22 protein-coding genes are annotated in these 24502 nt (G+C 38.1%); 9 read left to right on the forward strand and 13 right to left on the reverse strand.

Annotation, left to right across the window (positions count from 1 at the left end):
- Positions 1 to 382 precede the first annotated feature (382 nt).
- Positions 383 to 574 carry a DUF2986 domain-containing protein gene (locus tag D172_RS05160; protein ID WP_007376860.1) on the reverse strand — a complete coding sequence of 64 codons (192 nt, stop codon included), beginning with the start codon at positions 572 to 574 and terminating at the stop codon, positions 383 to 385.
- A 137-nt stretch (positions 575 to 711) separates the two neighbouring features.
- On the opposite strand from D172_RS05160, the gene D172_RS05165 reads away from it, so the two are divergent.
- Positions 712 to 2199, forward strand: a complete 1488-nt coding sequence (locus D172_RS05165; protein ID WP_007376861.1) for a dipeptidase — start codon at positions 712 to 714, stop codon at positions 2197 to 2199.
- A 300-nt stretch (positions 2200 to 2499) separates the two neighbouring features.
- Here the strand turns inward: D172_RS05165 and D172_RS21200 are convergent, their stop codons facing one another.
- Positions 2500 to 2640 carry a DUF2256 domain-containing protein gene (locus tag D172_RS21200; RefSeq protein WP_007376862.1) on the reverse strand — a complete coding sequence of 47 codons (141 nt, stop codon included), beginning with the start codon at positions 2638 to 2640 and terminating at the stop codon, positions 2500 to 2502.
- Between the two features lie 2 nt (positions 2641 to 2642).
- Positions 2643 to 4166 (reverse strand): cryptochrome/deoxyribodipyrimidine photo-lyase family protein, encoded by a 1524-nt coding sequence (locus tag D172_RS05170; RefSeq protein ID WP_007376863.1) that lies wholly within the window; start codon positions 4164 to 4166, stop codon positions 2643 to 2645.
- 120 nt (positions 4167 to 4286) lie between these two features.
- Between D172_RS05170 and D172_RS05175 the strand changes: the two genes are divergently transcribed.
- The 5 genes from D172_RS05175 to D172_RS05195 are packed head-to-tail and all read left to right on the forward strand — an operon-like array spanning position 4287 to position 9279.
- Positions 4287 to 4895 carry a flavin reductase family protein gene (locus D172_RS05175; protein WP_007376864.1) on the forward strand — a complete coding sequence of 203 codons (609 nt, stop codon included), beginning with the start codon at positions 4287 to 4289 and terminating at the stop codon, positions 4893 to 4895.
- A gap of 32 nt (positions 4896 to 4927) precedes the next feature.
- Entirely contained in the window at positions 4928 to 6580 is a 1653-nt protein-coding gene (locus D172_RS05180; RefSeq protein ID WP_007376865.1) for a YHYH protein, read from the forward strand.
- Positions 6581 to 6589: 9 nt separating this feature from the next.
- Entirely contained in the window at positions 6590 to 7120 is a 531-nt protein-coding gene (locus D172_RS05185) for a hypothetical protein (protein WP_007376866.1), read from the forward strand.
- Entirely contained in the window at positions 7120 to 8565 is a 1446-nt protein-coding gene (locus tag D172_RS05190) for an ATP-binding protein (RefSeq protein ID WP_007376867.1), read from the forward strand. The genes D172_RS05185 and D172_RS05190 overlap by 1 nt, the downstream gene beginning before the upstream one ends.
- Before the next feature lie 39 nt (positions 8566 to 8604).
- Positions 8605 to 9279, forward strand: a complete 675-nt coding sequence (locus D172_RS05195; protein ID WP_033023590.1) for a response regulator — start codon at positions 8605 to 8607, stop codon at positions 9277 to 9279.
- A gap of 28 nt (positions 9280 to 9307) precedes the next feature.
- Here the strand turns inward: D172_RS05195 and D172_RS05200 are convergent, their stop codons facing one another.
- On the reverse strand, positions 9308 to 10165 hold the full coding sequence (locus D172_RS05200; protein ID WP_007376869.1) for a PA4780 family RIO1-like protein kinase: 858 nt from the start codon (positions 10163 to 10165) through the stop codon (positions 9308 to 9310).
- Between the two features lie 298 nt (positions 10166 to 10463).
- Between D172_RS05200 and D172_RS05205 the strand changes: the two genes are divergently transcribed.
- Together D172_RS05205 and D172_RS05210 are read left to right on the forward strand one after the other, a co-directional pair.
- On the forward strand, positions 10464 to 10739 hold the full coding sequence (locus tag D172_RS05205) for an EF-hand domain-containing protein (RefSeq protein ID WP_007376870.1): 276 nt from the start codon (positions 10464 to 10466) through the stop codon (positions 10737 to 10739).
- Between the two features lie 12 nt (positions 10740 to 10751).
- A complete protein-coding gene (locus D172_RS05210; RefSeq protein ID WP_007376871.1) occupies positions 10752 to 11195 on the forward strand; it encodes a hypothetical protein in 444 nt (147 codons plus the stop codon).
- Between the two features lie 88 nt (positions 11196 to 11283).
- Here D172_RS05210 and D172_RS05215 read toward each other — a convergent pair whose 3' ends face one another.
- From D172_RS05215 to D172_RS05240, 6 genes are all read right to left on the reverse strand, one after another.
- Positions 11284 to 12657 carry an FG-GAP repeat domain-containing protein gene (locus tag D172_RS05215; RefSeq protein ID WP_007376872.1) on the reverse strand — a complete coding sequence of 458 codons (1374 nt, stop codon included), beginning with the start codon at positions 12655 to 12657 and terminating at the stop codon, positions 11284 to 11286.
- Between the two features lie 111 nt (positions 12658 to 12768).
- Positions 12769 to 16065, reverse strand: a complete 3297-nt coding sequence (locus tag D172_RS05220) for a PAS domain S-box protein (RefSeq protein ID WP_007376873.1) — start codon at positions 16063 to 16065, stop codon at positions 12769 to 12771.
- The gene (locus D172_RS05225) at positions 16065 to 17303 is read right to left on the reverse strand and encodes an ABC transporter substrate-binding protein (RefSeq protein ID WP_007376874.1); all 1239 of its coding nucleotides are present in this window, start codon (positions 17301 to 17303) and stop codon (positions 16065 to 16067) included. The genes D172_RS05220 and D172_RS05225 overlap by 1 nt, the downstream gene beginning before the upstream one ends.
- Before the next feature lie 213 nt (positions 17304 to 17516).
- The gene (gene yghU / locus D172_RS05230) at positions 17517 to 18359 is read right to left on the reverse strand and encodes a glutathione-dependent disulfide-bond oxidoreductase (RefSeq protein ID WP_007376875.1); all 843 of its coding nucleotides are present in this window, start codon (positions 18357 to 18359) and stop codon (positions 17517 to 17519) included.
- Between the two features lie 90 nt (positions 18360 to 18449).
- On the reverse strand, positions 18450 to 19031 hold the full coding sequence (locus D172_RS05235; RefSeq protein ID WP_007376876.1) for a rhomboid family intramembrane serine protease: 582 nt from the start codon (positions 19029 to 19031) through the stop codon (positions 18450 to 18452).
- Between the two features lie 116 nt (positions 19032 to 19147).
- Positions 19148 to 19831 (reverse strand): type 1 glutamine amidotransferase domain-containing protein, encoded by a 684-nt coding sequence (locus tag D172_RS05240; protein WP_007376877.1) that lies wholly within the window; start codon positions 19829 to 19831, stop codon positions 19148 to 19150.
- 156 nt (positions 19832 to 19987) lie between these two features.
- Here D172_RS05240 and D172_RS05245 point away from each other — a divergent pair, with 156 nt between their 5' ends.
- Positions 19988 to 20911, forward strand: coding sequence for a LysR family transcriptional regulator (locus D172_RS05245; RefSeq protein WP_007376878.1), 924 nt, complete (start codon positions 19988 to 19990; stop codon positions 20909 to 20911).
- A 32-nt stretch (positions 20912 to 20943) separates the two neighbouring features.
- Here the strand turns inward: D172_RS05245 and D172_RS05250 are convergent, their stop codons facing one another.
- The 3 genes from D172_RS05250 to D172_RS05260 all read right to left on the reverse strand — a co-directional run bounded on the left by D172_RS05250 (position 20944) and on the right by D172_RS05260 (position 24430).
- Positions 20944 to 21678 carry a dienelactone hydrolase family protein gene (locus D172_RS05250; protein WP_007376879.1) on the reverse strand — a complete coding sequence of 245 codons (735 nt, stop codon included), beginning with the start codon at positions 21676 to 21678 and terminating at the stop codon, positions 20944 to 20946.
- Between the two features lie 506 nt (positions 21679 to 22184).
- Positions 22185 to 23510, reverse strand: coding sequence for a glycerophosphodiester phosphodiesterase family protein (locus tag D172_RS05255; RefSeq protein ID WP_007376880.1), 1326 nt, complete (start codon positions 23508 to 23510; stop codon positions 22185 to 22187).
- A gap of 74 nt (positions 23511 to 23584) precedes the next feature.
- A complete protein-coding gene (locus D172_RS05260; protein WP_007376881.1) occupies positions 23585 to 24430 on the reverse strand; it encodes a carboxylate/amino acid/amine transporter in 846 nt (281 codons plus the stop codon).
- Positions 24431 to 24502: the final 72 nt, after the last annotated feature.

The following is a 24502-nucleotide window of genomic DNA, read 5'->3' on the forward strand; positions in this document are numbered from 1 at the left end:
TTTGTTTGTTTTGATTTAAAGATTCGACACCTTTATCAAAACGGGTAACTCTCACTTTTTCAAGTTGAATTGTCAGATCTTGTCTGAACTAATACATATTAGCGATAATAAAAACACTGATTGTTTATGTGTTATTTATAAAGTTATTACGCAGACCTTTTACGCCGAGCTACGCTGCTTTTACGTTTCCAATGGTTATTGGGGCAACTGCATTATTTAAAATGAAAGACTGGATGCAAAGTATAAACCTCGCAATATCATATGTAGATACAGTTAATTACTTAGCTACGTTTGAGCTTATAGTTGCCACGGCAGTGGTATGTTATGTAAGTGGTCGGTACTTTTGCCACTTTAAATTATCAAAGCAACAGGTAACGTAAAGTTACTCTTGGATTACCTGTGGTTCATTATTTTCTTGTTCAGCTAGTTTTTCGCGCTCAGCTTTTGATACATAAGACGGTTTGTTGCTTTTATGCAATTTAGCGTTAGTGCGTTTATCTTTCTTTTGAAATTTAGTGACGATTTTTTTACGACGGTTCACAATTAAATACTCTGTTAATTTTAAGTCGCGCATTATACAGCCATCCTCATAAAAGCTGCTATATAAATATTTACCTTACGTTACCTGTGTGCCTGCCACAAATTGCTATATGTAAGCCTCCCATAGCGTTATAATTAATGCTCTTAGTTATTAATTAAATGGGAATTGTTTTGAAAAAGTTAGCTTTAGCCAGTATTGCTTTATTTGCGTTTGGTGCTCATGCGCAGCTAAATAAAAATATTGATAGCGTTGCCGATTACGCAGTAAATACCTACCAAAATGCTCAAATACACACACTAACTAACTTAGTGGCTTTTCCGACCGTTAATAAAAGCGACATTACCGCTCCTCAAAATCCCGATTTTATTGGCTTTAAAGCACTTTTAAGAATGAAAGCTGCAGAGCTTGGTTTTGACTATCAAGATTTAGGGTACACCGTATTAATTGGTATGGGCGAGCAAAGCGAAAAAGTAACGGTAGTAACCCACGGCGACGTGCAGCCTGCTAATGCTAGCAAATGGAAACAAAGCCCTTTTATTATTGATACATCTGAGCCCGGTAAATTAGTTGGTCGTGGTACTGAGGATGACAAAGGCGCAATAGCGACAGCGCTTTACGCCATGAAAGCAATTAAAGATAAAGACATAACGCTTAATAACCGTATTGAGCTTATGATTTACCTTGCTGAGGAGTCTGATTGGGGTCCGCTTACTCAATTTATGAAAACGTATGAGCAACCAAAATATGCAGTAACGATTGATGCATCATACCCTGTAGTGGTTGCCGAGAAAGGCTGGAGCTTAATTGCACCTACTTTTAATGCAACATCACCACAGACGGGTTTATATGTAAAGGATGTAACTGGCGGTGCGTTTAGAAGCCAAATTCCAGAAGACGCAAGCTTAGTTTTGCACAATGCAAACGCAGCACTTATTAATATATTAAAAGCAAAAGCTAAAACATTAAATAAAGTTGAATTTAACTTTAGTGAAAAAAGTAATAGCTTAGCAATAAGCGTTAAAGGTATGTCGGCGCATTCATCTGAGCCGGAGTCGGGTATAAATGCCATTGCTTATTTAGCTGAGTTATTTAAAGGCGTGGAGCTTGAAAATAACAGTGACGGCCAGCTAATCGACTTTGTGAATCAGTTAATTGGTTTAGACATTCACGGTAAACAGTTTGGCGAAATAGCTTACAAGCACAACTTTATGGGCCCGATGACAGTGGCACCAACCGTTATTGAGCGCGATGGTAATGCGCTAACTCTTGCTGTAAATGCACGTCGCCCAATGGGTAAAGACGAAGCTGTATTAAAAAAGCAAATTGATGATGCACTCGCTAATTGGCAGGCCACTAACAATGTAACGCTTGCCAACATAGAAACAATTATTGGCACACCTATGCTACTTGATAGTGCGCCACATGCGCAAAAGCTGCTTGATATTTTCAAGCATTTTACGGGCGACGAAAAAGCTGACTTTGTATCAATAGGTGGTGGCACTAACGCAAAGCTGTTTGATAATGCGGTATCGTTTGGCCCTTCAATGCCAGGTAAACGCTATACAGGTCACTCAGAGCATGAATTTATGACACTTGAGCAACTTGAGCTTAATTTACGTATGTACACAGCAATGATGATAGAGCTAGGTAATATGTAAGTTATAGTTGTTTAGTAAAAGCCGCCTTGGTTAACTGGGCTGACCCAGCAAGGCGGCTTTTTTGTGTTTATTAAAACTGGGCTACAAAGCTAAGATTGTATCTATCGTAGTTATCATTATCAGTGTAATTACACCAATTTGCATAAAGATTAAATCAATTTTATCCAGTCACTAGAGTATATGTTTTTAACTGCTTCAGGAGCTAAGATAAATTTATTCCACGCTTGCGATACCTGTTCGACTATTTCTTCATAACCACTAAATATTTGATTATATTGAAAAATAGGCGCCAGTTAATTGTTATCCCTGTTTATTTCGCTTACAGCGCTCTGAGCAGTAAATAACGTTATCCCAGTCGCGCTGCCATTTTTTACGCCACGTAAAAGGTTTATTACAAATAGGACACATTTTTTGAGGTAAGTTTAGTTTTTTGTGCGCCATGCTTACTTAGCCTTACTGTTATTTTTAGTATCCGTTTTACTTTTTGTTCGAGTAACTTTTTGAGTACCCCCAACGTGTTTTTTAAGAATCCTCCCTATGGCGCGTTTAACATCGGCTCGCTCACGGTATTGCCATAAGCGCTCGCGTGCTTCTTTTGAGGCGGCTGTTAAATCAAGCATGGGTTCAGGGTAATCCTCCCCTAACTTAAAGTCGTTAAAGAGTGCTTCCATTGGAGTTTGCTCCCAAGGCTGATGTAAATATTCAATAGGGAGTTTTTCAAGCTCTGGGCACCATTTTTTAATAAACGAACCTGTTGGGTCTTGATCTTCTGATTGTTTAATTGGGTTGTAGTGCCTAATGGTATTAATACCTGTGACCGAGGCTTGCATTTGAATTTGCGGATAGTGAATCCCTGGCTCAAAATCTAAAAAGTAATTAGCGAGAGGAAAGCTTGCTTGCTGCCAGCTTATATTTAAATGATGCGTGACAAAGCTTACAAGCATGGCGCGCATTCTAAAGTTTATATAGCCGGTGGCTTTTAAGCAGCGCATGCAAGCGTCAATAATGGGAATACCTGTTTGACCTTGCGCCCAGCGTTCAATATCGTTTTTCACTCGTTCATCATTACGATACGGAAATACATGGTAGCCTGGATTAAGGGCTAAAAACTCCATGGAGCACTCGCTTTCAAACTTTTGCATAAAGTGGCAGTGCCAATGCAAGCGCGATACAAACGCAGCTAGCGGGCGCTTCCAGCCTCTTTTGTCAGGGTGTTTTGAATGATATTCATCAATGGCCATTTGATACACCTGCCTAAGGCTAATATTCCCCCACGCTAAATACGGGGAAAGCCGAGAGCAATGAGTTTGGCTTAAACTTGGGCTCGATATTCCTTTTTGATAACCTTTACCGCGCTCGGCAAAAAAGCTCTGCATTACAGTTCGCGCATGCAACGGGCCACCTTGTTGAAAGCTGTCGTGATCTTGCGTGTAGGTAGTTGGTAATGTTGGTGCTTGGTAGTTATTGAGAGTAATTGTTTTTATACTCTTCCAATTAGGAACAGCAATAGGTGCTTGCATTGTTTGCTGCCAGCGTTCGTTCCAATTATTACGATTTTTTTTGCCGCGGATCACCGCGCCTGTTTGCGACTCTTGCCAATTAATGTGGTTATGCTGGCACCAAGTTTTAATAGCTTTATCGCGCTCAAAGGTATTGTTTAAGCCTATTTCTTGATGGCTAAATATATTTACTATTTCAAACTGCGTCTTTAACGATTCAAGTAAATCGCTCATATTTAAATTAAATACATAAACACAGGCGTTAAAACGCGCTAGCTGATTATTTAACTCAACTATTGATTGATACACAAAGCGCCAGTGCCGCTCATTGTAGTGTGCATCTTCGAGCAGTAATGGCTCAAAGTTATAAAGTAACAGGGTCGGTAAGCCATTACTAAATGCATTTTTTAATGGTTGATGATCGCTAAGACGTAAATCACGTTTAAACCACACGATGTTTATTTTCATATAATTGGTTTATTGCTTTAAATAGAAATAAAAATTAACTTGTTATTTAATTGAGTTAGCCAAAGTTATACGTAACTACCTTGAATTAAGATTTAGTTTTAATGTATTAAAAGGAAATGTATGTTTTTAGATCTCACCGAAAATACCAACCAAAATGTTTACTCTTACTTAGTCGGCGGTATAAGCCCACGGCCTATCGCATGGATAAGTACATTAAATAGTGAAGGTATTGCGAATATTGCGCCTTATTCATTTTTTACTGTGGCTAGCTGCAAGCCACCTGTTTTAAGTGTTACGCAAGTAAACCCTAGTGATAAAACGAATAAAGATACGCTCAGTAATCTAATGGCAACTAAAGAGTGTGTGGTTAATATAGTTAGCCAAGAGCTAGTTGAAAAAATGAATCAAAGTTGTGCAAATTATCCTAGTGATATAAGCGAATTTGATGCAGCAAACATCGCCCAAGCTCCAAGTAAGTTAGTTAATGCGCCAAGCGTTGCCGATTCAAAAGTACGGTTTGAATGTAAGTTACGCGAAGTTATTAGTATTTCAAATGAGCCTGGCGGCGGAAAAATGATGTTGTTGGATGTAGTGGGTATTTGTATAGACGATGAAGTAATGAGTGGTGACTATATAGACCCTGAATTATTAAATGCAGTGGGCAAAATGGGCGGCGATTACTTTAGTACAACCAAAGATAAGTTTTTTCTTAAAAGACCACAGTTGTAATTTTATGTAGATTCTTCCTTTGTTTGTGCACATTGTTTGCACTTTTACTTGTTAACTTTGCTTTATTAAACGTTAAAGTAAAGGTTCAAACATTGAAAACACTTCTTAAAATAAAAGCCTCTAATGTAACTAAATTATTTGCGTTAAGTGTGCTTTGTATCGCTTTAAGCGCATGTAATAGCGATTCAACAAGCACAACAACAGGCGGCGAAACAGTCAGTAATAGTGCTCCAACGGTTGATGCCGGTATTGACCAAACTGTTAATGCGGGTGATACCGTTTATTTAAGTTCAACGGTTGAAGATGACGGCGAAGTATCTGTTAGTTGGTCACAAACATCAGGCACTACGGTTAGTTTATCTTCAAGTACCGCAACGTCTACTGAGTTTGTTGCACCTGAAGTTTTAACTGATGAAGCACTTGTATTTGAAATCAGTGCAGATGACGGTACTAATGATGTTGTTATTGATACCGTTACTATTACGGTAATTGCATCATCAGATTATGATGGTGATACCAGTGTAAAGCTCTCTAGTTGGTTAATTAATAATGATACAACCTCTACTTATATACAAAACAATGGCGCAGTGGTTGAAGATGTTCAATCAGTTGAGGTTGTTACTGTTACAGAGGAAGATGCTGACGTTGAATACATGTACGTGCAAACAACTGACATTCCTAGATATGATGTAACGCTTACACAAGACCAAGTAGACGCGTTAAATAATCGCCCGCGTGCAGCTACTGATTTTTATAACGGTGTAACCTCAGCAGCAGTAGGTCAAACTATTTCATTTGGTGAAGATATTGGCTATAACAGCAGCACTGAAAACTGTGATGACACGGGCGGTGCAGGTTATTGGCCTCCAGGACCAGGCTGCCCGACAGAACAAGCGGTTGAGGCGTATTTTCCGCTAACACCTACCGACTTATCAGGCACTGAAACCTGCGAAACAGGTTTAGGTACAGTTGGCTTAATGGTTAATGGCACCAGCATATTTAACTGGGGCGATGGTATGAGCTACGGTAATAATATTTGGTATACATTAGCGCCCATTGCTGAGCAATACGATGTTGATGTGTGTGGCGGACATGCTGCTAACGGAGAATATCATCACCATTTTTACACGAGTTGCTTAGCTGATTTACTCGAAGATGATGGCGATGCGCATTCACCTATTTATGGGTTTGCAGCTGATGGTTATCCACTTTACGGTCCTTATGAAAGTAACGGCCAACTAGCATTAAGTGGCTGGGAAATACGTGATTATGGCGCATCAGAAAGTGAGGGTGGTTGTGGTACTGAGGGCGAGCGAAGCTGTACTTTAGTCGATCAATACGATGTTAGCCAAGGCACACAAACAAGTGATGCTGGCCCTGCTATCGGTGCACAAGTAACGACGCTCTCTGGTAATACATTAAATGCCGACGATGGGTATTACTTTGAAGATTATTACTACGCACAAAAAACAGTAACCGGTACTCAATTAGATGAGCATAACGGCCACGATACTAATGATGGCAAGGGTTATCACTACCATATAACACTAACGTTAGGCAGTGATGGTAAATTACAGCCTTCTTTTCCTTATCAAATAGGGCCTCGTTTTAAAGGTCAATTAGCCGATAATTCGATTGGTCGCTGTGACACTGGCGAAACAATGGGTCCACCACCGGGAATGTAAGGAGTAACTATGCGTTATTTTAAATACGCATTGATCCTAACAACTGCTGCGCTATTGAGCTTCAAGCTCTTTGCGCAGCAGGAAATGATGGATCATAGCCATATGCCTATAGCAGTGCCAAATGATACGCCAATCCCGGCATTAAGCCTTAAGTTATTAAAAGATAGTATGTCGGGTTATAACTTAATTTTAGATACACAGCGTTATGATTTGTCTGTGCCGCCAGAGGGCACGATGAACATGCAGCAAATGATGAGCGTTACTACAAACGATGACACGGGCTTTTTACAAGGTCATGCTCATTTATACATTAATGGGGTTAAAATACAGCGAATTTACGGACAAGCGTTGCATTTACCTGCTAACTTATTTAAAACTGGTATAAATACCGTATCGGTTACTTTAAATAATCATGGTCATATGTATTGGACCGTTCAAGGCAAAAAAATAGTTGCTACGTTGTATGTTAGCGATCAAAGCAAAGAGTTTATAACATACCGATTTGAAAGCTTTCCTAGCAAGGTTGAAAACACGAATTAATGAAAATTCATAATAAACTTTTTTTAATACTATTTAGTTTTACCTTTAGTGTTATTGCAGGGCTAGTAGTACTTATACAATGGAGTATAGGCCAAGGCGTAATTGATTTTGTTAATGCAAAAGAGGTGAAAGCGCTTGAACCACTTGTTGCGCAGCTGTCAAGACAGTACGAACAAACCCCCTCATGGCAACGCGTTGTTGGCGATGACGAAAATTTTAGAAAGCTTGTTGAATCGCAGCTAGAAAATAGCCAGTTTTTACCTAGACCACCAAAAGGTCCGGGTCACAGGGGAGGGATGATGCGACGACCGCCGCCAGATCATGTTCGTTTAGGGATGGATCGCCGCCCACCACCGGACAATATTGCTCACTACGCATTACTTGATGAAAATAAACAGCGAGTAGTGGGTAAATATCTCAGTGATTTAAAATATATAACAACCCCAATTACAGTGGGCGATAAAACAGTGGGTTACTTAGCTGTTTCCAAAAGAGATAACTTGGTTGATGGTTATGAGCTTGATTTTTTACAGCAGCAAACTAACTACTTATGGTTTATTGCTTTAGCTGCGGTATTGCTTACATTACTGGTTACCTTTTTATTGTCTCGCCACTTAGTTAGCCCAGTAAAGCAAATTGCTAACGGTATGCATCGCTTAACGCAAGGTAACTATGAGACCAAACTTACGCTTGAGCGAAAAGACGAATTAGGCCAATTAAGCGAAGATTTTAATATCCTTGCATTTACACTCGCTAAAGATGAGCAAGTACGTAAGCGATGGCTTGCTAATATTTCTCATGAGCTTAGGACGCCAATGAGCATTTTACTCGGTGAACTTGAAGCTATGCTACTTGGTATACGAGAACCGAACACAAAAAATATAAGTTCGGCTAACGATGAAGCTTTGCATTTAAAACGCTTAATACACGACTTGCATATGCTCAATAGCGCAGAGTTAGGTGGTATGCACTACACTATGCAACCTACTGATATGGCGTTATTATTAAATACTATTGAGCAAAAATATCAGGTTGTGCTTGAACAAAATAATATAAAAATTCATTTACTAAATAGCGCTAAACACATAACTGTACAAGCAGATAAAACACGCCTTTTGCAGCTACTCGATAATATTTTAATGAACGCAGTACACTATGCACAATGCTCAACTATTTCATTAACGGCTAGCAATATAAGTATTAAAGGGCAAACCTACTTAGAGCTTATAATTGAAGATAATGGCGTAGGTGTAGAGCAGTCGCATTTATCGCATTTGTTTGAGTATTTATATCGAGTAGATAGTTCGCGTAATCGCCAAGAGGGGGGTTCTGGTTTAGGCTTATCTATTTGCCAGCATATAGTTAAAGGCCATAATGGTGAAATAGCTGCTAAAAAAGCCAGTTTAGGTGGTCTTGCCATTATTATTAGATTGCCTACTATTTAGTTTATAAAAATAAAGTTGAGGTTACTTACAGAGATGCCTATGAGTGAACAAATTCTGATTGTGGAAGATGAAGTAAAGCTAGCTAACTTAATGAGTGACTTTTTAAGCAGCCACCACTTTATCACTCATCAAATACATCACGGGAATGAAGTATTACCTTGGCTTGAAATTAACAGCCCGAGTGTAATCTTACTCGACATAATGTTACCTGGCCAAAGTGGCATTGAATTGTGTAAAGCAATCAGGCGCTTTTCAAACGTGCCTATTATTATGGTATCGGCAAGAGTAGAAGAAATAGATAGATTACTTGGACTAGAGTTAGGTGCTGATGATTATATTTGTAAGCCGTTTAGTTATGCTGAGCTGGTGGCACGCGTAAAAGCTATATTAAGGCGATTAAATAACGCAAGTGATGTTACAGAGTCAACAATGAAGCTTGATGAGAGCACCTACAACGTAAAATACAAATCAAGCAGCATAGAGCTAACGAACTTTGAATTTCAGCTATTTAAACCTTTGTTTAACAACCCAAATCGTATTTATTCGCGCGATAGTTTAATGGACACTATGTACGCCGATCAGCGTATTGTGAGCCACCGTACTATTGATAGCCATATTAAAAAGTTGCGTAAAAAACTAGATGAAGTGACACAAACTGAAAGTGTTATTCAGTCTGTTTATGGGGTTGGCTACCGATTTGTGCACCCGCAGTAAGGGGGGATTAGTGAGCTATGACGATGAGCTACTCATCATCGTCAGCATTTTTAATTCGCTCTAAACGGTCAAACTCTTCATATTCTGCCGCTTGGATTTCATCAAGAATAGAATCTACATCGGCAAGTTCGTCGCTGTCTTCAAATTCACCTGTAAGCGTTGAATTAGGCGTTAAATTGGCCTCTTCAAATAATGCCCACATTTCTTTAGCGTATTGAGTTTTTAGTATGCTTGGCGCAAATTCACCATAGTAGCGGCGTATGTTATTGACATCGCGTGCAAACATAGCTTGTGCACTGTTATTTGCTGAAGCGTTAACTGCTTGCGGTAAATCTATAATTACAGGGCCGTTGTTATCTACAAGTACATTAAATTCAGATAAATCGCCGTGTATTATACCTGCGCAAAGCATAAGCTTAATATAATGCATCATGAGTTTATGCTGCTCAATCGCTTGCTCTTCACTAAAAACGACATGTCCAAGTTGAGGAGCTACGTTACCATCCTCGTCCGACACGAGCTCCATAAGCAGCACGCCATCAATACAAAAGTAAGTATCAGGTACACGTACACCCACACCGGCTAAACGAGATAGCGCATCCACTTCGGCATTTTGCCAAATCTCTTCTTCTAATTGACGGCCATAGCTAGAGCGTTTGCCCATAGCACGGGCTTGGCGTCCACCACGTACTTTTCGGCCTTCTTGGTATTGTGCCGCTTTTTTAAAGCTACGTTTAACGGCATCTTTATACACTTTTGCACAGCGTATGTGTTCACCACAACGCACAATAAATACATCGGCTTCTTTGCCGCTCATTAGTCGGCTTATAACTTCGTCAATAAGGCCATCATCAACAAGAGGTTGTAGGCGTTTAGGTATTTTCACAGATTGCCTGCTAAGTAGGGTTGGTTATTAATCATTATTTATGAAAGTGCTCTGTATTTGTTTGTTTAATTGGCTCAAGCAGTATATCAGCTTTGAGAATTAAGGGCAGTAACGCAACTGCTCGTCAGTTATTAATCGTATTATTTTATTAGCTTATATATTGATTGCAATGCAATCAACCATAACTTTTTAAATTAATTTTTTTATCAAAATAATTTACTACTTCCCTATTGTTTGCACATTGTTTGCGTTTTTAAAGCGTAATCTTAATTTAATTCTTAAATACGAGGTTATTACTATGAAGCATTTTTCAACACTTGCCACTGTGGCAATATTATCTATTGCTTTTTCAGCTAATGTAGCTGCACGAGGCGGTGACAATCCTCCTGAAAGACCTGATTTTTCAACTATTGATACTGATGGTGATGGTGTAATTAGCTTTGAAGAGTTTAGTGCTAAAAAACCACCGCACGGCGATGCACAAACAATTTTTGATTCTATAGATGCCGATGGTAATGGCGAAATCAGTGAACAAGAGCTTAGCGATCATAAACCACCTCGTCGTGAACGTTGAAAGGATACTAAAATGATTAATAATATTGGCAGCAGCTCTGCGAGTTTTGTGCCGCAACAAAGTAATCAAGCTGAAAAATTAACAACAGAGCAAAGTGATTTTATTAAAGAAACGCTTGCACAGTTTGATGCCGAAAACTTAACTAGCGACGATGCGCAAAGTATTCAAGCGGCGTTTAAAGAGCAAGGTATTGCACCCACTAAAGAGCTTGCTGATTTAATGGGCGAACTTGAATTTGATGCTAAAAGTATTGGTGATGCAGGACGGGCAGAAGGCCAGCGTCCGCAAAACTCATTAGAATCAGTCGATACAGACGAAGTAGTCAGCTATTTAGATGAGCTCTTAACTGAGTATTCAAACCAGTTGTCTGATGAAGATAAAGAATCAATTCTTGCATCAGTGCAAGAGAAATTTGGTTTAAGTGAAGGCGATTCGCTGCTAAATGTAACTGCTTAGGTATTATTACTTAGAGTAAAGCTGACTGTTACTCGAAAGTCTTAAGTCCAAAGCCCAACGGTTAATTCTGTTGGGCTTTTTTATTGGCTTAATTTAACCGTGTTTCTATTTTGCTGGTGCCATCTTCTTCGGTAAATTTAAATACAAAATCTTTTTTACCATCTTGGTTTATATCAACTAACAGAATATCTTTGTTATTTTTAGGCAGCGTTAATTTTAATTTCTTACGTTTTTTATTTAGCAGTGAATCTTGCTCTCCGTAATAAATATACAGTGTTTTTTTACTGTATTTGTATACCGCATCAATATAGCTGTCGCCGTTAATATCGCCTAAATAGAGCGCTGGTTTGGAATCATTGCCGTTCATTCCCACTTCCATTTCTAAATCAAGTTCGATACTCGATTTATTGGCAAATGAGCCGTCGGATTGCTGTTTATAAAGATTCATTTCTACATCTACATCAGTACTGCCACCGCCCAATGCCATAGACGCGATAGTACCTAAGCCAATATCTAAGTCCATTTTTTGTAAATCAATTAAGCCATCATTATTAAAATCAGTTTTGAGCAATAGTTCACTAGGGCCCTGTGTTTCAAATAAGGTAATGGGCGTATTAGTAAAACCTTTAGCGCTCCCTAGGTATAAAGTATGTGCTATTTTTATATCTAACGAATCCATACCTTGCGTAGGCTTAAACTGCCTGGTTGTAAAATCAAGAAATCCGTCGTTATTAATATCAATAATTTGCTTTATTTTTCGAGTTTCACCATTACTTAGTTCGCCTAACTCGATGTCAAAGTCAATTGAGGTAAGCTTTTGCTCAAAGCCCTCTGAATTAGCAAGGAGTACATCTGCTCCAAAGTCGTTTGAAAATACTAGGTCGTTTAAGCCGTCGTGGTTAAAATCAATAACGACGGGTTTATTGCTAATATTAACTTCCAGCGAAAGTCCTTTACTTGAAAAACGACCTTCATACAAAGGTGTTTGCATAAATTGGTTGGGCTTAAAGCTGCCGTCTTTGTTTTGAACATATAAGGTGCTGCTTGTTAAATTAGGGATAAAAATATCACTTAAGCCATCGTTATTGGCATCAAAAACAAAATCAATTTTCTCAAACTCATCTACTTTTAATGTATTAAGCACTGATTCATAAGTAAACAATAATGTTGTTTTATCGCTATTGGTTTTATAAACCCCGTCGTTTGCTAAAATTAGTGCTTGTTTGGTATCGGCATTGGCAAGTGTTGCTACATCAAAACCAATCGCATTATTGGGTAGGGTAAGTTGAATGCTTTTTGCGCTTAGTAAATTGATGCTCTCAAGCTGCTTTAGGGTCTTGTTATATGCAAATACAGTTGCGGAGTCGGTTGTAATTAATGCTTGTGTTGTTTGTATTGCTAGTTTTTGTGCTGATACAAGGCAAGGAGCTAAAGCACATAGCGTTATTATTATTTTATTCATTCGTTAATCCTTTAAATTAACGAGCAATATAGTATTGCTCAAGATTAATTTATAGTACCAACGACTAATTTTAGAACAACTAAATATATGTAAGAAAATGTGGCTGAATGTCTATTTTACAGAGTGAGGAAGCCACTTTAAAAGTTTTTCAAATAAAATATCTTGGGCAATTGGTTTTGATATATAGTCATCCATTCCGGAATCTAAACATTTAGTTTTATCACCCGTCATAGCATTCGCTGTCATTGCTATGATTGTAATGGCGTTTGCTTTATCTCTTGCTTCATTATTTCTAATTAAAGTTGTTGCCTGATATCCGTCCATAACAGGCATCTGGCAATCCATTAAAATAAGAGAGTATGGCTCAATAGTATTTTTTTGATCTAAGTAATCAAGTACCTCTTTACCATTGGTCGCAATATCTACAACACTAATTCCCATCTTTTTCAATGTTGTTGCGGCGACAATCTGATTAATTTGATTATCTTCAGCTAATAAAATACGTATATCTTCACGCCATACAATATCATTCGGCCCAAGTGGTTTTTCGGTTATGGTACAAGTTTGGGTATTTTCACTATGTAAAGTGTTTCTCTCGGGTAAGCATTTTGTAAGAAGGTTAAAAATATCTTTAGTTGTCATCGGTTTTGGAAAGTAAGCAGTAAAACCATTTTGTTTATAGTGTTCATTAGTTTCAAACTGATCTATTGTGGTCATCAATACAAGGTTTGCTGTACTGAGAAGATTTAGATCATTAATCGTTTTACCGAGTGTTAATCCGTTACTGTCGCTAAGTTTTGTATCAATAATTACAATGTCGAAAGGATGAGCATGTTGGGTATAAAATTGCTCGTAAGTATTTAGCGCAATTTTTGCTGATGAGCTTATTGTTACGATTGCTCCCCATTGTGTAAGCTGCTTTTGAAGTACGTTAGCTTGGCTTTTGTTACTGCACGCTATTTGTATGTTAATTCCAGTAATATCTATAGGAGGCATTACTTTTTCTGTTTTTTTACCTTTCTTTAAAGTGATATCAAAAATAAAGTTACTCCCTTTATTTTCGTCCGACTTTACCTCTACTTCACCTTGCATCAAATTGCAGAGTTTTTTAACGATGGCTAACCCTAATCCTGTCCCGCCGTATTTCCGTGTTGTTGAAGAATCTACTTGTGAAAATGATTTAAATAACTTGGCTTGTTGCTCTACTGGAATGCCTATTCCGGTATCCTTCACTTGGCAGTTAAAGCGTATTTCATTCCCATTAGTGGGGATTAATTTAGCAATAATTTGCACTTCTCCTACATGGGTAAATTTAAGAGCGTTATTAACAAGATTTGTTAATATTTGTCTGAGTCGTCCAGGATCTCCAATAACGAAAGGGTATTTGATATCTGTAATATCTAAAATAAGTTCAATACCTTTACTATATGCTTGAGCTGCGACTGTTTCTAAAAAATCTCCTAGCATGGCATGCAAGTTAAACTCTAACTCTTCTAGCTCAAGCTTACCTGCATCTACTTTTGAAAAATCTAAAATATCATTAATTATATTGAGTAAAGAGTTTGCACTGTTAAGTGCAATACGTGTTTGATATTGCTGCTTTTCGTTTAGAGGGCTATCTAAAATAAAGTTAAGCATACCGAGTACTCCATTCATAGGCGTACGTATTTCATGACTCATTGAGGCTAAAAACTCACTTTTTGCTATATTCGCTTGTTCTGCTAATGCTTTTGCTTCAATTAATGAATGATTGGCAGCAATCTGTTTAGTGATATCTTGCTGAATTCCTACAAAGGCGGTGAGTTTAGAGTGTTCGTCAAAAACAGGGGAGATTTGTAAACTATTCCAAAATGCGGTGCCATCCTTTTTGTAGTTTACTATTTCTATACGCTGAGTTTTTAATGTTTTTATTGCATTTTTAATGACCGATATTGATTTTTTATCTGTGTTAGGGCCTTGTAAAACACGGCAATTTTTACCGATCATATCTTCTTTTTTGTAACCGGTTATTTTTTCAAACTCGCTATTTAAAAATACTAAAGGTAGACCAGGGACCTTAGCATCTGCGATCGATATTCCTACATTACAAGACTCTATAGCATGGGCTAATAGATCATTTTGTTCTTTGGCTTTTTTTAATGCCTCTTGTGATTTTTTTTGTTCAGTGATGTCAGTAATTGAGCCCGCCATTCTGATGGCAATATTATTGCTGTCTCGTAATGCCATGCCTTTCGCTCTAAAGTGACGGTATACACCTGATTTATTCTTTAAGCGGTATTCAATATTATATGGTTTATTTTGCGTTAAATGCGCTTTTAATTGTTTTTGGTTTTCATCTATATCATCAATATGAATTAGGTTATTAAATGTTTCAATTGTATTAGGTAAAAACTCTATATCGTTTTCATTGTATCCAAGTAATACTCTAATCCGTGGGGAAAAATATATTGTATTAGAGAGGATATCCCAATCCCAAATACCATCATTGCTGCCTTCAACTGCTAACTCATAACGGGCTTCACTTAATTTGATCGCTTTTTTTGAAATCTCAAGCTGCTTAAATGGGTTTAATAGTAAATGCCTACCAAAAATTAATAACACAACAGATGAAAGGAGTAGGCTTAAAATAAGAGCTACTGCTATATCTAGCATAAAGGCGGTTACTTTTTCAGCTAACAAGCTGTTTTTTATTAAATAATTTAACTCAATGCCTGTGGAGCCAACCGGTTTTTTACTGATTGAAATATACTGCTGTGTTTCATCTAAATTTGAAAAAGAGACCCAAGGGCCACTGAGTATGATGTTGTGATTATTTAATACAAATTTTGCAGGTAATAACTCCCTAAGCGGTGTGCTAAATTGTACTGTTAGCACCCCTTCACTGAGGTTGTTATATTTTATAGGTACTGCAATGGTAAAAAAATATTGCGATTGTGATGACCGTAAAATAACAGCGCTTTCTATTTGATTGTTAATTATACTATTTAGCCAAGTAGGTTCTGTCGCAATTACCTCAGCTAATGATGAGTCACTGCTATACACAACTTCTTGGAGAATATTTGTAATAACAAGCTTTTCGGTTTTTCCTAAAATTTTATATTCATCAAGGTAATCTAATAGCGCAGCTTTAGATGTCTCTGAGCCCATGATTGCATTTGACAAAATTGGCTGGCGAGCAATATCTTTGAGGATCTGTTCTCGGGTTTCTATAAAAAGCATTAAGTAGCTAGTGGTTAACTCCGATTCAATTTCTATACTTTTACTCTGTAAATCATAAATAGCATCATTAGCTCTGCTCCCAACAAGTAAAAGGCTTATTGTTACTGAAAGTATTAAACTCAATGCTAAAAAAGTATAAAATGCATTGTTTGTTGTCAGTTTAAATTTATTACTCAGTGAGTTTGGCATTATTCTGGACTGCCTTCTAAATTATTTAATATATGAATACTCCCATCAGGTTTATAATTTGCCATGCATAAATCATCTAACCCAAGTGCTTCATGTGCATCTGCATCATCACTAGACCACTGAGTAAAAGGCTGCTTATATTGTTTAATTAATCCATCGATTGGTTGATTTAAATTCTCTAGTGCGAGCCTAATATTCGCCCTGTTTTTTTGTATATCGTCGGTTAATGTTGTTTGCGAAATGGCTTGTAATAGGATTTTAGTAAGATCATATGCATGGATAAACCCAGCCGGAGAATCCAGCTTTTCTGGTGCTATAGAAGGGGGGGAAAGCGATAGCGCTTGATTTACCACGTTTTTGGTAAGCTTTGTTTGGGGTTTAGTTAAAAAAGAAAAACAGCTTTGTATGAAATGCAGGCTGAGGTTTGATTTTATTGCGTGCTCAACATTTGTGAAAAAATCCCCCCCAGTGATCCCCCAGTGACTAATTATAGGTACTCGCTTATTCTCTACAAAGCTTGCCATAGCGTTAATTATTTCAGCTCCTTCAAGTGCGTTACCCACAAACAAAATACAATCGGCTTGGTCGCTTATGATTTCACGTAGAATTATTTTTGCACTATTCGCTTTTATGTTCCAATTAAACCAATTTACTTTAGTTTTAATATTCCCCAATGCTTTGCTCATCGCAATATTGTTAGACTTACCCCAAGGGGTATTTTCTAATAACAGTTGGGGTTTTTGACAACCAAGAGTCTGCGTTGCAAATTGGGCCATTCTATGGCCTGCTTTTGTATCGTCTACAGAGAGTCTAAATACCCAGTTTTTCTCGTCAGGGTAGCGGGTAATTGGCCCACCAGCAGCCCAAGGAACTAAAAGTAATAGTTTATTTTTATTTATAAAATCTCTATTTTTAATATAGGGAGGAGAGTGTAGACCCCCCAAAAAAACTAACGCGTTTGAATCTTTTAAAAACTGCTGCATATGCAGCAAGCTGCGATTAGAGTTTCCTCTATTATCTTTTTCAATAAAATTTATTTGGTAACCTTGTACATTATTATTAATTTCGGCGAGTGCTGTAAGTGCTCCCATTTTCATTGCATAGGCGGATTCGTTATGATTAGAGTAGTCAGAATCGTGATAAATAGTCAGTGTTTTAATATTTTCAGCGTAGGTACTAAAGGAAAAAGAGGCAGTATAAAAGAGGCTTATGATGATGAGATAAATAGTTATACGCATAAAAACACTTAGTTTTAATAATTTATATTAAAGTTAGCTTATTTTGGAGCGTTTTCATATTTTAAAAGAAAATAACTTTATAATAAATGATTTAAATAGTTAATTTGTATTAAGCTGTTGCTTTAATTAATTTATTGGCAATAAATGGCGTGTCTTTTGAGGTATAAAAGCCAGCAAATATTACTGGCTTTTATACAAAGACGCGTGGCTATTTTATTTAAAATCACTGCCTTTATGGCGCTCTGCCATTTGCTCTTCTTCAGGGCCCCATGTGCGATTAACACGACGACCGCGTTTTACAGCTGGGCGCTCTGAAACCTGTGTAGCCCAGCGTACAACGTGAGTGTATGAAGCAACATCTAAAAACTCAGCTGCATCATACAAAGCACCTAGAACTAGCGAGCCGTACCACGGCCAAATGGCGATATCTGCAATTGAATATTCATCACCCGCCATGTATTCGTTTTCGCTTAAATGACGGTTTAACACATCAAGTTGGCGTTTAGTTTCCATTGTAAAACGGTCAATAGGGTATTGCATTTTACTTGGCGCATAGCTATAAAAGTGACCAAATCCGCCACCTAAGTATGGCGCTGAACCCATTTGCCAAAACAGCCAGTTACGACACTGCGTTTTAGCTTTTAAGTCTTTAGGGATGAGTACATCAAATTTTTCAGCCAAATACTGTAAAATAGAACCTGATTCAAAAATACGAGTCGGTGGCGTGGTTGAATGATCCATTAGTGCTGGGATTTTCGAATTTGGATTAATATCAACAAAGTCAGAACCGAACTGATCGCCATCACCTATATTTATTAAATATGCGTCGTAGTCTGCACCAGTTAAGCCAAGCTCTAAAAGCTCTTCAAACATAATAGTGGCTTTTTGACCATTAGGTGTCGCAAGAGAATAAAGCTGAAATGCGTGCTCACCAATAGGTAGAGTTTTGTCATGAGTCGCGCCGGCAACGGGGCGATTAATACTAGCAAACTTACCGCCACTTTCACTTTCCCACGTCCATACTTTTGGTGGTGTATACTCGTTTTCATCACTCATAAATAACCTCAATGTTAAATAGAATTGTTTAATACTTACTCATAAATGGGGACATAAAAAATTAATTAAAGGTTTCGTTTAATATTTAACTCATCGACCTTTTAGCTTATCGTTTTTTGCTAATCTATAACCTAAAAACAACCCGCTTAGCGCTCCAAATAGATGGCTTTCAAACGATACATGGTAGCGCTGAGGTAAAACACCCCATATAAAACCGCTATAAAGTATGGCAACAGCAATAGCAATGATAATGGATTTTAACGAACGCCTGACCACGCCATAGCAAAGTATAAATCCCCACAAACCATATATAACACCGCTTAAACCAACATGTATGTTACTGCGCCCAAATGCCCAAACTAACAGTCCACCAACTAAAGCGGTAAAAATAAATACATTATAAAAACGCTTAACGCTGTATTGGCAAATTAGCCAACTTAATACTACAAATGGGATCATGTTACTGGCAAAATGCCACCAGCTACCATGTAAAAAAGGCGCGCATAGTATGCCAATTAAGCCTTGGATACTGCGTGGGTATATTCCTAAACCATTTAAGCTTATACCAGGGAGGCTATTAATTACTTGTAGTACAAAGCAAATAACAACAATACTAAAAATTGCGAAACGGGTAGTGGTTAGTAATGACAGTGTGGTTGGCTTGGTTGCCATATAATTGCCCTAATTGACTTTAAGAGTTGCCAGTATAGGAATTGTATTTGCTAATGAAAAGCAATTAAAAAAGCACAGCATAAAATACTGTGCTTAATTTTAATTATTACTCGCTATTAACCTAACTTAGTTAGTAGCTTTTTAGCAGCTAGTTCAGAGCTTGCTGGATTTTGACCGGTAATTACTAAACCATCTACTAGTGCTAATACGCCCCAGTCGTCAGTTTTTTGATAATCGCCGCCTTTTTTAATTAGCTCGTCTTCAACTAAAAATGGCACGATATCGGTAAGTTGTACTGCAGCTTCTTCTGAGTTAGTAAAACCAGTTACTTTTTTACCCGCTACTAATGCATTGCCATCAGCACCTTTAACATTTAAAAATGCCGCGCTTGCATGACATACCGCAGCAACCGGTTTTTGCTCTTTTACAAAGCTTTCGATAAGTGAAATTGAATCTGTGTTGTCAACCAAGTCCCATAATGGGCCGTGGCCACCTGGGTAAAATACAGCGTCAAAATCGCTTGAATTCACTTCACTCAACACTTTAGTGTTTGCCATTAATGTTTGTGCTGCGCTATCTGCGTCATAACGTTTTGTTGCATCTGTTTGAAAATCAGCAAGTGTACTTGTCGGATCAATGGGTGGTTGGCCACCAGCTGGAGACGCTAACGTTACTTCAACGCCTGCGTCAACAAAGGCGTAATAAGGGGCTGCAAATTCTTCTACCCAAAAACCTGTTTTTTCGCCAGTGTTACCAAGTTCTGCGTGAGATGTAAGAACCATAAGTATTTTTTTAGACATTGAATATATTCCTTCTGATGATTTAAATTAGTAATCTTGCTTACCGATTACTATATGCACTAACACTCCTTTAAACAACGATGATAAATTTAACTTTATTGATTTAATAATTGATACAATTGAAAGGTTGAATTTGAAACATATTGTGGAGCGTTTATGAAAGTGTCGTTTGAGCAGTTAAAAAGTATGGTGGTATTTGCACAAATTGTAGAGCAGGGTAGCTTAACCGCTGCTGCTAAACAGCTAGGGCTTACGCGAGCCGTGGCAAGTTATCATTTAAAAAAATTAGAAACCCAACTTGAAATCACTTTACTAAATCGTTCAACCCGCACCATGGCGCTCACTGAAGCCGGCATTGCTTATTATGAGCGTTGTAGAATAATTACCGAACAAGCCAATGCCGCTAATCAACAAATAGAAAATATAAAAAGTGAGCCACAAGGTTTGCTTAAAATTAGTTGCCCCGTAAATGTAGGAATGCAATTAATTGTACCTGCAATAAATACCTTTAAACGGCAATACCCTAAAATTAAAATTGATTTACAACTTACGGATGACGTTATCGATATTATTAAAAATGGGTTTGATTTTGCAATTAGGGGTGTGGCGCTTAGTGACTCCAACTTGCAGGCAACCAAGCTGACTACAATGAGCACCTGTATTTGTGGCGCGCCGGAATACTTTGCACATTTTGGAAAACCTAAAACGCCCTTAGAGCTAGCAGAGCACCAATGGGTCGTTTACCAGCTCGGGAGTAAAACATTAACACTTCAAAAAGATGGCAAAAAACACGATATTACAATGCAAGGCGGGCTAAGTACTAATAACGCAGCCGCACGTACTGCCTTTGTAGAAGCGGGGCATGGCATTGGCCGTATTCCGCTTTACGATGCGTGGCCAAAAGTACAAGCTGGGTTGCTTGAAATAATATTAGATGATTATAAAAGCAAAGATATTGAACTGTACGGAGTATTTCCGCCAGGGGCTGCGGGATCTAAAAAACTACGATTATTTATTGATTACTTAAAAGCCTACTTTGTAAAACAGCATACCGCTTTAGGTATGCTGAAAGGCGTTTAATTATTTTCGCTTTTAAAATATTTATAAAGCACTTATAAAGTACGGCTAAATAATGCAACCGCTTGTTGATACATATTAATAGCAAGGGCTGCATCGTATCGCTCACCTTCATCACGCATAAAGGCATGTTGTGCATTAACTTCTTGCCACTGGTAATTGATGTTTGTGCTTACACATTGTTGGTATATTTTAGCGCGGCCTTCCTTTGGTACATGCGGGTCTTGTTTTCCCCATATAAAGTGAATTTCACCTTGTATATCAGCCATACGCTCGAATGAGTTGTTGCCTAGTTTTGCCGGTAATGTATTGCTGTGAATATCAGTAGCGTATAAACAAAAAGCCGCTTTAATTTCAGGGTTAAGTGCTGCTCTATAAGCTAAATGTCCGCCAATGCATACGCCCATTGCGCCTACGGTGCTTGTGCAGTAAGTTTGTTGCTTTATAAAGTCGATAATGGCTTGCGTGTCGCTATCATGATGCTCAAGTGGTTTTGCCCATTTGTCGGCATTGCCTTTGTCTTTACCTGCATCGTCGTAAGCAAGCACAGTGCCTATAGGGTTTAACTCGTGAAATACTTCCGGGACTAACACCACAAAGCCATGGCTTGCTAAAATAGCTGCGCTGCGTGCAATCGGGGCGGTTTGCTGAAATATTTCAGAATAAAAAATAATAGCAGGGAATTGCCCTTGCGCCTGAGGGCGATATACAGTTGTTCGCATTAAACCTGTAGGTGTTGGCAAGTCAGCATTATGTTGTTGGATTATCATAAAAGCGCTCAGTTAAATAAAATTATATAATGATATGGTAACTGAGCGCGATAAAATAAACGACTCTTGTTGTTGAGTATTTATACCAACCTGCATAAATCTTTGATCAATTTAACGAATTAAATTTCACTATAACGTCGTTAAATTTTTTTATTTAGAACAACTAGATAAAAAATTTTTGCCTAGTTCTAGGGCCTGTTGACCTTTCAGGATTAAAATTTGTTCAATCTAGGGGGCATTTAATCGCGGCGCGAGGTTTGTAACCTAGTGGGCTAAGTAAAAACCGAGTAACAAAGAGTAAATAGCCCCTAGGCAGAACCCTTTGGGCAGCGCCTGTTTGGCATTTATGCTACGTTATCGCCTATTTATGGGGAATAACCACACTACATAGGCTCTGCCTTGCCTAAATACCAAACAGTCTGATGCAAATTTAACCTCGAAAGATAAACAGGCCCTAGCGTAATTTTCTTAACGTTAAATAGACCCCATATATAAGCAGATTGGTATTAAATACTTGCAGGCATTTTATTACAACTAGCGTAATAACTTACCGTAGCAGGCCAATCTGAAAATATAGCCATAACCCCCACGTCTTTTGCAAGTACATCAACAACCGTCATCATATCGCCATCGTTATCTATAACATCAGCAATTGATTGATAGTAATAACCGCCGCCTTCATTTAGCGGGCCTGATCGCTCAAGGCTCCATGCAATAAGCGCTAAACCTGCCGCTTTAGCGTCAATTGCATATTGCGAGGGGACGATATTGTTTTCGCTATCTATTGTTAGCATCATCCAAATAGGAGGGGCTAAAATTTTAACGCCATCGGCAACAAGTTCATCCATGCTCGGTTGCCATGTTTGCGGGTTACTTGGATCAAAACCGGCTTCACTGTCGCGACCATCTAGGTATACGCTTTTGTCTGCAAAGTCAGGGTTGTTGTTAATCCAGTATTTTACGTCATCAAGGTTAAATGATTGCGGGTAAACTTTTGAGGCTGGCACATCCAGTTGTGTGTACTCGTCTAGCATTTTTTGCGCATATTGCTCTTGTGTCATTCCATCAAATGGCATACTTACTTGTGGCGATTTTAGTTCTGGGGTCATTTTTACACCCAGCTCATTAAACAGTGCAATGCTTTGTTTATGGGTCATCAATGTGCCGTTGGTGGCATATAAATCAGTGCGCCAACTTGGTGTACCATCCATGTAATCGGCAACGGTAGTTGCATTAGTGTTTGCACCATCCATTTTACCTTCAAGGGTTAAAAACTCCGCTAAGCTTATGTCGCTGGTACAACATTTAGCTGATGCAGCAATACCATTAGCAGGATCGGCTGGTGTAAATGGCACACTGCATTTCGCTGCAAGTTCAGGAATGGCTAAAATATTAGTTGTGGTATGCAAATCGCATTGAGAGTGGCGACAAACAAGCTCTTTGTCGTTTGTAAATGTAACATCGCATTCAACAATGCCTGCGCCCATTCTGGCTGCAGCAATGTAGGCTTCTTTAGTATGCTCAGGGTATTGCATTGGCGCACCGCGATGACCAATGGAAAAATCAGTACGATAAAATGGCCCTTCGCTGCATGACTCTAATTTTGTTTTTAGTGTGCTTTGCGCCATATCATCAATTAAATAGTCGGGGCGAGTGCCTAGCTGAATATTTGCGCCTTCAGCAACCTCTACAACAATGGGCGTAGGTACTTCAACAATTTCCACTTCGGTGTTGGTAACAACCACTTCTTTTTCTACTATTTCTACATCGTCATCACAGCCTGCAAGTGCGGCTAACAATATACAGCTTGTAAGTAAGGTAATACGTTTCATTGTTTATCCTTAAAAAGTAAAATTTGTACTACCTTAATGATTATTAATGACAATTTAGCTACAAACTTATTAATTCACTTTTTATTAAGCATTTGATTGACCAATAATGCACCTAACATTATAGCTGCTCCAATACTTAACCTAACTATGTCAGCGTCTCTGTTCCAAATAAGCACGTTAACAATAATCCCTGCTGGGATAAGTAAGTTATTCATGACTGCTAGAGCTCCAACGTTGACAAGGGTTGCGCCTTTATTCCACATAAAGTAACCAAGGCCTGATGCAACAACCCCTAAATAAATCAGTATGCCCCACTGAGTAGAAGTGGTTGGTAATTTGTTTGAATTGCCAAATAATGCATAACAAATTATGGCAATAATAAGTGCGCCTATAAAAAACCATCCGAACACGGTTTTATCATCAAGTTGATTTTTATTCATTAAGCGTTTATAGGTGACTTGGCCTACAGCAAAACTTATATTAGCACCTTGAACTAATAGTAAACCGATTATGAAATTGTTATTTAGGTTTTCGTAACGAATAGTAATTGCGCCGATTACAGCAATAAGCGCGACTATAAAAAAACGTGGGTTAAAGCGTCTATTCAATGCATCATTTAGCAAGGTAATGTACAAAGGAGTCATTACAGTAAATAGCAGTACTTCAGGAACGGTTAAAAATAAAAATGAGTGGTAGTAAAAGCTATACATAACACCAAGTTGTATAGCGCCAATCAGCATAAGCTTTAAGGCTAAAGGTTTAGGCGTTTGTTTGAGCTTTAAAAAAGGTAAAAAAATCAGTGTTGCCAGTGCTATGCGTATTAATACGCTAAACCAAGCGTCAACTTGTCCTGCTAAGTACACACCAATTAAACTAAACGAAAACGCCCATAGCAAAGTGACTGTAAATAAGTACTGCATAACCATCATCTTTTAATAAATATTGAGCTAAGTTTATCTGTTATATGTGAGGGTATAAACAATAAAAGCCCG

Source organism: Pseudoalteromonas sp. Bsw20308 (genome assembly GCF_000310105.2).
Lineage (GTDB): Bacteria > Pseudomonadota > Gammaproteobacteria > Enterobacterales > Alteromonadaceae > Pseudoalteromonas > Pseudoalteromonas fuliginea.